This window comes from Streptomyces sp. SID5464 (assembly GCF_009862985.1).
Lineage (GTDB): Bacteria > Actinomycetota > Actinomycetes > Streptomycetales > Streptomycetaceae > Streptomyces > Streptomyces chartreusis_D.
On the sequence record NZ_WWIQ01000006.1, the window covers coordinates 115,821 to 127,356 of the forward strand.

11 protein-coding genes are annotated in these 11,536 nt (G+C 71.3%); 1 reads left to right on the forward strand and 10 read right to left on the reverse strand.

The annotated features are described in order from the left end of the window. Positions 1-19 precede the first annotated feature (19 nt). The 10 genes from GTY47_RS06520 to GTY47_RS06565 all read right to left on the reverse strand — a co-directional run bounded on the left by GTY47_RS06520 (position 20) and on the right by GTY47_RS06565 (position 10,818). On the reverse strand, positions 20-1,528 hold the full coding sequence (locus GTY47_RS06520; protein WP_010037890.1) for a glycoside hydrolase 43 family protein: 1,509 nt from the start codon (positions 1,526-1,528) through the stop codon (positions 20-22). Further along, positions 1,525-2,373, reverse strand: coding sequence for a PmoA family protein (locus tag GTY47_RS06525; RefSeq protein WP_010037892.1), 849 nt, complete (start codon positions 2,371-2,373; stop codon positions 1,525-1,527). Before GTY47_RS06525 ends, GTY47_RS06520 begins: the two co-directional genes overlap by 4 nt. Then, positions 2,370-3,557: a Gfo/Idh/MocA family oxidoreductase gene (locus GTY47_RS06530; protein ID WP_010037893.1), complete on the reverse strand. Its 1,188-nt coding sequence runs from the start codon at positions 3,555-3,557 to the stop codon at positions 2,370-2,372. The genes GTY47_RS06525 and GTY47_RS06530 overlap by 4 nt, the downstream gene beginning before the upstream one ends. Then, positions 3,554-4,837 carry a pectate lyase gene (locus GTY47_RS06535; RefSeq protein WP_029181035.1) on the reverse strand — a complete coding sequence of 428 codons (1,284 nt, stop codon included), beginning with the start codon at positions 4,835-4,837 and terminating at the stop codon, positions 3,554-3,556. The genes GTY47_RS06530 and GTY47_RS06535 overlap by 4 nt, the downstream gene beginning before the upstream one ends. Continuing rightward, positions 4,834-5,730: a carbohydrate ABC transporter permease gene (locus GTY47_RS06540; RefSeq protein ID WP_010037895.1), complete on the reverse strand. Its 897-nt coding sequence runs from the start codon at positions 5,728-5,730 to the stop codon at positions 4,834-4,836. The genes GTY47_RS06535 and GTY47_RS06540 overlap by 4 nt, the downstream gene beginning before the upstream one ends. Further along, positions 5,727-6,662 carry a sugar ABC transporter permease gene (locus GTY47_RS06545; protein WP_010037896.1) on the reverse strand — a complete coding sequence of 312 codons (936 nt, stop codon included), beginning with the start codon at positions 6,660-6,662 and terminating at the stop codon, positions 5,727-5,729. Before GTY47_RS06545 ends, GTY47_RS06540 begins: the two co-directional genes overlap by 4 nt. A gap of 112 nt (positions 6,663-6,774) precedes the next feature. Next, positions 6,775-8,505, reverse strand: coding sequence for an L-arabinonate dehydratase (gene araD / locus GTY47_RS06550; protein ID WP_010037897.1), 1,731 nt, complete (start codon positions 8,503-8,505; stop codon positions 6,775-6,777). Further along, positions 8,502-9,413 carry a dihydrodipicolinate synthase family protein gene (locus GTY47_RS06555; protein WP_010037900.1) on the reverse strand — a complete coding sequence of 304 codons (912 nt, stop codon included), beginning with the start codon at positions 9,411-9,413 and terminating at the stop codon, positions 8,502-8,504. The genes araD and GTY47_RS06555 overlap by 4 nt, the downstream gene beginning before the upstream one ends. Next, positions 9,410-10,069: a GntR family transcriptional regulator gene (locus GTY47_RS06560; protein ID WP_010037903.1), complete on the reverse strand. Its 660-nt coding sequence runs from the start codon at positions 10,067-10,069 to the stop codon at positions 9,410-9,412. The genes GTY47_RS06555 and GTY47_RS06560 overlap by 4 nt, the downstream gene beginning before the upstream one ends. Before the next feature lie 152 nt (positions 10,070-10,221). Then, a complete protein-coding gene (locus GTY47_RS06565; protein WP_010037906.1) occupies positions 10,222-10,818 on the reverse strand; it encodes a TIGR03086 family metal-binding protein in 597 nt (198 codons plus the stop codon). Between the two features lie 161 nt (positions 10,819-10,979). On the opposite strand from GTY47_RS06565, the gene GTY47_RS06570 reads away from it, so the two are divergent. Beyond that, on the forward strand, positions 10,980-11,519 hold the full coding sequence (locus GTY47_RS06570) for an SRPBCC domain-containing protein (RefSeq protein WP_010037908.1): 540 nt from the start codon (positions 10,980-10,982) through the stop codon (positions 11,517-11,519). Positions 11,520-11,536 lie beyond the last annotated feature (17 nt).

Here is an 11,536-nt window from a genome sequence, read left to right on the forward strand (position 1 = left end):
GCTTAGGACTTCAGGTGCTTTACGAGGCGCTGATCCGGAACTGGGTGAACGTCGCCGCGCCGGCGTGTCCCTGACCGGCGGGCGCGAGGGCGACGAGCCCGAGCAGGGCGCCGACCCAGCGCCAGGGGGTGGCGGCGAAGACCGGGCCCGACGGCCGGAAGCCGTCGCCGACGTCGGCCGAGAAGCGGCAGCGGGCGCCCGCGCCGATCTCGATCCGCAGCCGGGCCCGGTCCCCGGGTGCGAGCCGCGGGTGGGCGGCGTCGCGTTCGGCCTCCGCGACCGCCTCGGCGAACCGGTGCACGAGGTGCGCGGTGCCGTCCGCGCCCCGCTGGAGGCCGATCCAGCCGAACGCGTCCCCGAGGACCGCGAGACCGGCCCGGGCCCCGGGCTCGTTGCTGTCGAGCCGCAGCTCCACCTCGACCGTGCAGGGCGTGCCGGGCAGCCGCTGGGTGAGCACGTTCGGCAGCTTGCGCAGATCGTGCGCGTCGGCCGAGCGGACGCAGGTCAGCCGGAGCCCGTCCCCGGAGTGCTGGGTGGCCCAGCCGTCGCCCGGGTTGGCGGTCCACTGCCACTGGCGTCCGTACCGTCCGCCCGGGAAGTCGTCGTCGGTGGCGGGCGCCGCGGGCGGCTGCTGCGGCAGGTCGGGCATCTCGTGCACGGCGACGGGGGCGCCGTCGTCCCCGAGCACCGGCCAGCCGTCCGCGCCCCAGCGCATCGGCTGGAGGTGCACGACCCGGCCGTAGGCGCCGCGCTGCTGGAAGTGCAGGAACCAGTCCTCGCCGGACGGGGTGCGCACCCAGCCGCCCTGGTGGGGGCCGTTGACGTCGGTGTCCTTCTGCTCCAGGACGATCCGCTCCTCGTACGGCCCGAAGAAGCCGCGCGAGCGGAAGGCGCCCTGCCAGCCGGTCTCCACGCCCCCGGCCGGGGCGAGGATCCAGAACCAGCCGTCGTGCTTGTAGAGCTTGGGACCTTCGAGGGTGAACCAGCCGGGTATGCGGTCGCCGTCGACGATCACCTTGCCCTCGTCGAGGAGTTCGGTGCCGTCGGGGCGCATGCGGTGCCCGGTGAGGCGGTTCTTGATCCCGGAGCGGGACCTGGCCCAGGCGTGGACCAGATAGGCCTCGCCGGTCTCCTCGTCCCACAGGGGGCAGGGGTCGATCAGGCCCTTGCCGGCCTTCAGCAGGTGCGGGCGGGTCCAGGGGCCTCTGATCCCGGGGGCGTTGACCTGGAAGATGCCCTGGTCGGGGTCGCCCCAGAAGATCCAGAAGTGTTCGTCGTGGTACCTGAGGGACGGGGCCCAGACGCCGCAGTCGTGGCGGGGCCTCTCGAACTCCTCGGCCGGTTCCAGCCGTTCGAGGGCGTGGCCGACCAGGGTCCAGTTCACCAGGTCACGGGAGTGCAGTAACGGCAGTCCGGGGACGCGGCCGAAGCTGGAGGCGGTCAGGTAGAAGTCGTCGCCGACGCGGACGACGTCCGGGTCGGACCAGTCGGCGTCGAGAACCGGGTTGCGGTAGGTCTCGGCGGTCACGGGCTCACCGCCTTGCGGACGAGGGCCGCCGCGGCGTCCCGGTCGAGGCGGCCGTCGGCGACGACGGTGACCACCCGGCGGACGACGGTCTCACCCGGCGGGACCGGCAGCCGCTCGCCGTACGCCAGCGAGGAGCCGACGCCCGGGTACTCCTCGGTGCGCACGAACCACGGGTCGCGGCGGGTCTGTTCGGTGGCGCCGGCGAAGACCAGCGTCCAGGTGCCGCCCCGCAGGGCGAGCCAGTCGGCGGGGCGGCCGTGGACCTGCCCCTCGCCCTCGGCCCCGGCCGTGAGGACCTCCGGCGCGGAGGACTCCTTGCGGGCCCGCCAGAAGAAGCCGCCGTAGGCCGCGCCCGGCCGTCCGTTGGTCGCGGGGCTGCCGATCGACAGCGGGTTCCTGGTGACGTTGGTGAGGGAGAAGGTGAGGTCCAGCGCCCAGGCCTGGTCGGTGAGTGCGGTGGCCGCGACCGTGCGGCGCTCGCGCAGCAGCTCACCGCCCGCGGCGACCCAGCGCAGCTCCTCCACGAAGCCGTCCGGGTCGCGCAGCTGGAACGCGACGTGCCGCTGGGAGCCGTGGTTGTCCAGCTCGGTCGGGCCCTGGTCGCGGACGTAGGTGCGCCCGCCCCAGAAGTTGAACCCCTCGACGTCGGGAACGGCGACACCGACGCCGAGGTGGTGTGCGTGGTCGGCGGGGGCCAGTTCGGTGACCGCCGTTCCGGCCAGGGTGGTGACGGGGTGCAGGTACGGGCGCGGGGAGAGCCGTGCCGGCAGCTCGGGCCGGGTGACGTACCGGCCGACCGGCCGGCCCGCGACACGCAGTACCGCGGTGTCGTTGCCGCTGGTCATCTGGTGCTCACCTCTTTCGACAGGTGCGCCGCATGCAGCGCCCAGGGGGCGCCCAGCTCGGAGTAGAGGGAGAGGGTGTCGGCGGAGGCCGCGACGAGCCCGTCGATGCCGGGCACCACCCGGCGGTTCTCACCGGGGACGCGGTGCCAGGCGGTGTCCGGCAGCGGCGCCGGGTCGGGAGCAGTGCGGATGGCCTCCACGACCTTCATGAAGGCGCCGGTCGCGTCCGGCGGGACCAGCAGGTCGGCGCCGGTGGTGAGGTGCGCGACGAGGTTCTCCAGCAGGTCGGTGCGGCCGTGCTCGAACTCCTCCGGGCCGTGCCCCGCGCGCTGGAGCAGCACGCGGTCCTGCTTGTACCAGAAGGTGATGCGGCCGGTGCTCCCGTGCACGAGGACGTACGGTTCGTCCGCCCGCTCGGCGCACAGGGTCGCCGCGACGGTGACCGGGTGGCCCTGGGCGGTGCTGATCCGGACGCAGGAGGTGTCGTCGGACTCGATGGCGTTGGCGCGCAGCAGTTCGGTCTCGATGCCGGTGACGTCCTCGGCGCGGGTGCTGCCGCCGAGGGCGAGTGCCGTGGCGACGGCGTGGGCGAGCGGGTTGGTCAGCGCCCCGTCGATCACGTCGACGCCGTTCAGCCGCCGTTTGCCCGCCCAGGGCGCCCGCCGGAAGTAGTCCTCGTCCCGCACCCAGGCACCGGCCCCGCCGAGCCCGACCAGCCGGCCGATCGCCCCCTCGGCGACCAGCTCGCGGATGGCGGGCAGGGCGTGCGAGCCCAGCGACTGGAAGCCGATCTGGCAGACGACCCCGGCGGCCTCGACCCCGTCGGCCATGCGGCGGAACTCCGCGTACGAGGGGGCGGGCGGCTTCTCCAGCAGGAGGTGCACGCCCCGCTCGGCCGCGGTGAGCGCGAGGTCGGTGTGGGTGGGGATGGGTGTGCAGATCACGGCGATCCGGGCGCCGGTGGAGTCCAGCAGGGCGCCGAAGTCGGCGGACTGCTCGGGCGTGCCCAGGCCGTCGAGCTCCGCCTCGGTCAGCGGAGTCAGTTCGCAGACGCCGGCCAGCCGGACGAGGCCCAGCTCCTGGAGGCGGCGGATGTTCTCGACGTGCCAGCGGCCGTGGCCCCGGGCGCCGGCGAGGACGACAGGCAGAGGTGTGTTCATGGAGTCGATCATGCGACCGGTCATGGGATCCTCCCCGCACCCGCGCCGCGGGCCACCGCCCGGTCGGCCGCGGCGGCGCTGTCGATCCGCCCGTGCAGGGCGGGTGTCCAGCCGACGTCGTCCGTCAGGTCGCGCTCACTGCCCGAGTTGTAGGCGTTGTAGATCATGAGCAGGTCAACCGGAAAGCCGTTGAAGAGCGTGCCGCCCTGGTGCAGGGCGCTGCCGTTCCAGCTCTTGACCAGGTCGGCGACCTCCACATGGCCGGGGGCGTGGAAGGCGTTGTTCTCGGCGTAGATCCTCGACTCGGTGGAGACGCCGAGGGAGTAGCGGTAGTCGTCGGTGATCTCGTAGCGGTTGTTGTAGACGTGTACCTGGCCGAAGCGGACGCGCGGGGCGCGCTGGACGACCGACTCGAACGCGTTGTGGTGGAGGGTGACCCGGAGCTTTCCGCGGTCGCCGGTGGCGGTGTCGCCGTTGCCGATGAGCATCGCCTTGTCGTGGTCCGCGAACCGGCTCCAGGAGACGGTCACCAGGTCGGAGCCGTTCGTGATGTCCAGCAGTCCGTCGTGGCGCAGGTAGTTGCGGGCGAAGTAGGTGGGCTCCTGGGCGTCCGGGTGGCCCTTGTCGCTCAACGTCACGTGGTCGACCCACACATGGGTGGCGCCGGTCAGCCAGATCGTGTCGTACGCCGTCTTCCAGTCGCCGAGTCCGCCGGTGTTGGGCTGCCAGACGGGGAAGCAGTCGTAGGCGTCGCGGATGTCGAGGTTGCGGATGATCACGTTGCCCGCGTTCCGCACCTGGAGGCTCGCGCCCTTCAGGACGGCCGAGTCGCCGAGCCCGACGATCGTGGTGTTGGAGCCGACGGGCAGCACGACCCGCTCGGCCTGCCGGGCGGCGGAGGCCTGGCGGGCCTCCTCCTGCGGGCCGCTGGGCTTGGCGGCGCCCCAGGTGCGGGGGTCGTAGGCGGCGAGGTACTTCTTCAGGCTGTAGCCGCCGGTGGCGTAGTCGGAGCAGTCGAGACGGTCGCCGTCGTCGTCGGTGTTGGCGTCGATCGTCCCGGCGATCCTGATGATCTTCGGGGTGTCGCTGCCGCCGTCGAGGGCGCGGACGAGTCCCGCGCGGTCCGTGACCGTGTGGACGTGGTCGGCGTCGGCGGCCGCGCCTCCGGTGGTGCCCGCTCCCTCGGAGGCCCAGCCGTCGTTCGCGGGCAGGGTGTCGCGGCCGATGTCCCGTGCCTCGGCGTGCGCGGGGACGCAGAGCACGCCCACCAGCCCTGCCGCGACGGCGAGTTGACGTAGTCTCATCCCTTCACCGCCCCCGCGCTGAACCCGGTGATCAGCCACTTCTGGATGAAGGCGAACACGATCACGACCGGCACGGCCGCGATGATGCCGCCCGCGGCGAGCGCGCCGAGGTCGACGCTGTCCGCGCTCATCAGGGTGTTCAGGCCGACCGGGATGGTCTGCTTGTCCTGGTTGTTGAGGAACATCAGGGCGAACAGGAAGTGGTTCCAGGAGTGCACGAAGGCGAAGGAGCCGACGGCGATCAGGCCCGGCCGCAGCAGCGGCAGCACGACGATCCGGAAGGCCGTCATGCGGTTGCAGCCGTCCACCCAGGCCGCCTCCTCCAGGGAGTACGGCACGTTCTTGATGAAGTTGCTGATCAGGATCATCGACAGCGGCAGCTGGAAGACCGTCTCGGCGAGGATGACACTGCCGAGGCTGTTGATCATCTGGAGTTCGGCGAAGATCTCGAACAGCGGGACCAGCAGCAGCGCGCCCGGCACGAACTGGGAGCACAGCAGGCCCAGCATGAACGCCCGCTTGATCTTGAAGTCGAACCGGGCGAGGGCGTAGCCGCCTGCCAGGGCGACGAGGGTCGTCATCACCAGGGTGGCGACGCCGACGAGCACGCTGTTGGTGAAGTAGGTGCCGAAGCTGCGCTCCGTCCACACCTTCTCGAAGTGGTCGAAGGTCATCGGCCAGGGCACGAGCGAGGTCGAGCCGGCCGGGCGCAGGGCGAAGAGCAGGATCCAGTAGAAGGGGATGAGGGTGAAGACCAGGTAGATCCCCAGGGGCAGGTAGATCTGCCAGCGGGGGGCCTCGTCCCAGGCGCGCTTCCCCTTGGCGGGACGCGGCGGTTCGGGGGCCGTGGGCGCCGGAGCGGGCGCCGCCTTGGTGGCTTCCTTGACGCTCACTTGCTCTCGCCTCCGAACTTGCTCAGCCGCAGATAGACCATCGAGCAGAAGAGCAGGATCACGAACGCGACCGTGGTCAGGGCGGACGCGTAGCCGAAGTTGTGGGCGTCGACCGAGGTGTTGGCGATGTAGAGCGGGAGGGTCGTGGTCTCGCCCGCCGGGCCGCCGCCGGTCAGCGTGTAGAGCAGGTCGACGTTGTTGAACTCCCAGACCGCGCGCAGCAGGGTGGACAGGATGATGGCGTCCTTCAGATGGGGCAGCGTGATGTGCCAGAACTGCTTGAGGCGGCTGGCCCCGTCGACCTCGGCTGCCTCGTACAGGTCCTTCGAGACGGACTGGAGGTCGGCGAGGATGAGGATCGCGAAGAAGGGCACTCCGCGCCACAGATCGGCCACGACCGCCGCCGGGAACACCGTGGAGGTGTCCGACAGCCAGCTCGTGCCGTAGGAGCCGATGCCCATGTCAGCGAGGTAACGGGTGATGCCCGTCTGGGAGTTGTAGAGCAGCACCCAGATCGCGGAGGTCAGCACGCCGGAGACGGCCCACGGGGAGAAGACCAGGGCGCGCCCCAGGCCCCGGCCCACGAAGGTCTGGTTGACGATGAGGGCCAGCGCGAGACCGAACAGCAGTTGCAGGCCGACCTCGACGAAGACCCACTTGGCGCTGAAGACCAGGGTGTCCCAGAAGACCGGGTCCTCGGTGAAGGCGTGGACGAAGTTGTCGAAGCCCGCGTATCCGTTCCGCCACGGCTTGGTGGGGTTGTAGTTCTGCAGGCTGTAGTAGAAGACGCTGATGACCGGGTAGGCGATGAAGCCCAGCATGAGCAGGGCGGCCGGTGCGATCAGCAGGTAGGGAAGCCTGCGCGGCGTGGCGGAGGCACGGCGCCGCCGGGGTGGCGCGGGCGGTTTCGCCACGGCTGCGGCTTGGGCCATGACTGTTCTCCGTTCTCAGTACGTCGTGGTACGTCGTGCGTGCGTGGGAAGCGCTTTCTTCCTGTGCAGGGTCGTGCCGGGTCGTGCTGAGGTACTGGGGTGGTGCGGTGGTTCAGCCCGCGTACGGGTCCTGCACCGTGCCCGAGCGTGCCAGGAACTCGAAGTCGCAGCCGGTGTCGGCCTGCGTGATCTGCTCGTTGTAGAGCGCGCCGTAGCCGCGCTCGTACCGGGTGGGCGGCGGCGTCCAGTCCGCCCGGCGCCGCGCCAGCTCCTCGTCGTCCACGTGGAGGTGGAGGGTGCGCGCCTCGACGTCGAGGGTGATGGAGTCGCCGGTGCGGACGAGGGCGAGCGGCCCGCCCACGTACGACTCGGGGGCGACGTGCAGTACGCACGCGCCGTAACTCGTGCCGCTCATCCGGGCGTCGGAGATGCGGACCATGTCCCGGACACCCTGCTTGAGCAGGTAGTCGGGCAGCGGCAGCATCCCGTACTCGGGCATGCCCGGGCCGCCCTTGGGGCCGGCGCCCCGCAGCACGAGGACGTGATCGGGGGTGATGCCGAGCGCCGGGTCGTTGATGGTGCGCTGCATGGTCTTGTAGTCGTCGAAGACGACGGCGGGACCGGTGTGCTTGAGCAGGTGCGGCTCGGCGGAGATGTGCTTGATGACGGCGCCGTCCGGGCAGAGGTTGCCGCGCAGCACGGCGACCCCGCCCTCGGCGGCGACCGGGTTCTCGCGGGTGCGGATGACGTCGTCGTTGTGGACCACGGCGCCCTCGAGCTGCTCTCCCAGGGTGCCGTTGACGGTGGGCCGGTCCAGGTGCAGCAGGTCGGTGATCCGCGACAGGAAGGCGGGCAGGCCACCGGCGAAGTGGAAGTCCTCCATGAGGTACGTCTGTCCGCCGGGCCGGACGTTGGCGAGCACCGGCACGGTGCGGGCGATGCGGTCGAAGTCGTCGAGGGTGAGCTCGACCCGGCAGCGTCCGGCCATCGCGATCAGGTGGATGACGGCGTTGGTGGAGCCGCCGAGGCCGAGCACCGTGGTGACGGCGTCCTCGAAGGCCTCGCGGGTGAGGATCCGGGACGGCTTGAGCGCGGTCCAGGCGAGTTCCACGGCACGGCGCCCGGAGGCGGCGGCCATCCGCTCGTGCCCGGAGTCGACGGCCGGGATCGAGGAGGCGCCCGGCAGTGTCATGCCGAGGGCTTCCGCCGCCGCGGTCATCGTCGACGCGGTCCCCATGGTCATGCAGTGACCGGGTGAACGCGCCAACCCGCCCTGCAGTTCCCGCAGTTCGCAGTCGGTCAGGTTGCCCGCGCGGTGCTCGTCCCAGTACTTCCACATGTCGGTGCCGGACCCGAGGGTCTCACCGCGCCAGTGGCCCGGCAGCATCGGCCCGGCGGGCACGAAGAGCGCCGGCACGTCGGCCGAGGCCGCGCCCATGAGCAGCGCGGGCGTCGACTTGTCGCAGCCGCCGAGCAGCACCGCCGCGTCGATCGGGTACGACCGCAGCAGTTCCTCGGCCTCCATCGCGAGCAGGTTGCGGTAGAGCATCGGGGTCGGCTTCTGGTACGTCTCGGAGAGCGTGGCGACCGGGAACTCCAGCGGGAAGCCGCCGGCCTGCCACACCCCGCGCTTGACCGCCTCGGCGCGCTCGCGCAGGTGGACATGGCAGGGGTTGATGTCGGACCAGGTGTTCAGTACGGCGATCACCGGGCGGCCCTGGTACTCCTCCGCCTCGTAACCGAGCTGGCGCATCCGGGCGTTGTGCGACCAGGTGCGCAGCTGGCCCTCGGCCCCGTACCACTGGTGGCTCCTGAGGTCCTCGGGACGCAGCCTGCCGGTCATATCGACCACCCCGCGGCGATCGCGGCGACCTCGGCCCGCTCGCTCTCGGGCAGTTGCCTGCTCGGCGGGCGGACGTCCCGGCGGCACAGCCCGAGGGAGGCGAGGGCCTCCTTGACGACGGTGACGTTGTTGGCGGAGCCGCTGTCGGCGCGCAGTTCCTCGAAGCGGCGGATCTGCTCCCAGACCTTCATGGCGGCCGGGTAGTCGCCGGAGCGCAGCGCCTCGATCATGTTCAGGGAGACGGCCGGGGCGACGTTCACCAGCCCGGAGGTGAAGCCGGTGGCGCCCGCGGAGAAGTAGGAGGGCGCGTAGGGCTCGGCGAGTCCTGCCACCCACACGAAACGTTCCAGCCCGGCGTCCCGGGCGAAGGCCGCGAACTTGGCGGCGTCCGGGACGGCGTACTTCACGCCGATGACGTTCGGGCAGGCGTCGGCGAGTTCGGCGAGCCGGGCACCCGTGAGCTGCGCGTTGCGGATGTAGGGGACGACGCCCAGCTCCGGCACGGCCTGCGCGACGGCCCGGTGGTAGTCGACCCAGCCGGCCTGGGAGACGTACGGGTGGACGGGCTGGTGGACCATCACCATCTGGGCGCCGAGGTCACGGGCGTGCCGGGCGGAGGCGACGGCGGTCGGGATGTCGTGCCCGACGCCGACCAGGATGACGGCCCGCTCCCCGGCCTCGTCGATCGTCAACTCCGTGACGAGCCGGCGCTCCTCGGGCGTCAGGGCGTAGAACTCGCCGGTGTTGCCGTTCGGGGTGAGGGTGGTGATGCCGCCGTCGAGCAGACGGCGCAGCAGGGCCCGGTAGGTGTCCTGCTCGACGGAGCCGTCCTCGGCGAACGGCGTCACCGGGATGGCCACCACGTCGGCCAGGGCCGCCCGCTGGGTCTCGAACGCCACGCTGCTCATTCCTGACCTTCCTGTTCCAGTCCTGCCTGGGGGAAAGCACGCTGCACGAAGGACGCGATGTGGGAGTGCAGGGCGCGGGCCGCGGCGTCGGCGTCGCCGTCGAGGGCGAGCCGGAGGATCTCGCGGTGCTCGCCGGCCTCCCGCTCCCAGGAGGGCGAGGCGGCCCACGCGACGGCGGAGACGAGGGCGGCCTGGTCACGGACCTCGTCGAGCATCCGGCCGAGCAGCGGATTGCCGCACGGCAGGTACAGGGCGCGGTGGAACTCCCGGTTGGCGAGGGAGCGTTCGGCGGTGTCGGTGGCGGCGTCGGCCCTGGTCAGCGCGGACCGGGCGGCGTCCAGGGAAGCGCCGCGCTGCACGGCCCGCTTCAGCGCCTCGGGCTCCAGCAGCAGCCGGACGTCGTAGACCTCGCGCGCCATGTCCGCGTCCACCATGCGCACCGTGACGCCCTTGTACTGGCTCATCACGACCAGCCCGGTCCCGGCGAGGGTCTTGAGCGCCTCGCGCACCGGGGTCTTCGACACCCCGAACTGCGCGGCGAGCTCGGTCTCGACCAGCGCCTGGCCCGGCGTCAACTGCCCGGTGAGGATGCGGTGTTTGATCCCCTCCAGCACGTACTGCGTGCGGGAGGGGATCGGCGTGGGCACAGAGGTCATGCGCGCCTCTCGGATCTCGCGTCCCCTGGGGGATCACGTATCGGATCTCGCGTATCGCGTCTCATATATGACGTACGAAGTACGACGCGATGACGGTAGGAGGGCGCGTTTGTTTCGTCAATGCTTTCGACGAAGGAAGTAGCAATCGCTTTCTACGACCTGGACGTCCACCCCGGATCCCGGCCGCTCAGACCCACCGCCCGGTCCAGCAGCGGCGCGTCGGGCTCGACGGGGACGACGGGGCCGAAGATGTCGCCCCGGCCGGGGTCGTCGACCGCCGCTTCGAGGAAGTCGTGGCAGACCTGGAGCGCGGCCGGGTCGGGGGTGTACGCCTGGCCGGTCGCGCGGGCCAGGTCCCAGCCGTGGATCACCAGCTCGTCGGTGGCGACGAGCCCGGCGACCTCGCCGGGCAGGTCCACGCCTCCGGCCCGGGTCATGCCGGTCCAGGCGGCCGGGTCGCGCCAGGCCTCGGCCAGTTCGGCGAGGACCTTGGGCAGCTCCTCGCGCCAGCCGGGCCCGATGTCCGGGCGGGTGGAGCCCGGGCTGGTGTCGGTCGTGACGCCCAGGTCCTTGCGGCCGGCGTCACGGAAGGCGACGGTCAGCCCGACCAGGTGGCCCAGCAGGTGGCGCACCGCGTACTCCGGGCAGGGCGTCGGGTCCGCCAGTCGCGCGTCGGTGACGCCCTCGGCAAGGCGCGCCAGGACCGTCGTCTGCGGCCCGAGGTCGAGGGTCGGGGTGGTGTCGGTCATCCGTGGTTCCTCCTGGTTCGGTCTCCTGCGAAGTAGACCGACGGTGCACGCGGAACTCATCGCCGGGACGCCGTCCGCCCTCAGGAATCGTGACCTGTGGCCGGCCAACCTAAAATGCACATAGGGGTTGTTCCAGGCACCTTCGGTGACAGGTGGTGCGTATGACACGGGACGGCGAGCTGAGACTCCATCTGCAGTGCGAGCTGGACGATCTGTGCCCGGTCGTGTTCCGAAAGCTGACCGACCCCCGGGAAGTGGCCCGCTGGTGGGGCCCGGACGGGTTCAGCACCCCGAGCGTGGAGATCGACCTCCGCCCGGGTGGTGCCTACCGGATAGCGATGCAGCCCCCGGAAGGCGAGCTGTTCTACCTGGTGGGCGAATACATCGACGTCGATCCCCCGGTGGGCCTGTCGTACACCTTCCGCTGGGAGGAGCCCGACCCTGACGACCGGGAGACGGTGGTGACGCTGTCACTGCACGACACCGACATCAGACGGTCCGAACTCACCCTCGACAGGGCCCCTTCGCCACTGAGCGGCGGCTGGCCCTCCACGAGGAAGGCTGGGTCCAGGGTCTCGGCAAGCTCGGGGAAATGCTCGCGTCGCAATGGGATTGATCACCGTCCCCCACGCCGGACCGGTGTTCCCCGGCATGCGGGCGAACCCGGGATGACGACGCGCCCGTGTGACGACGACCGGTGAGGCGGCCACCCGTTCCG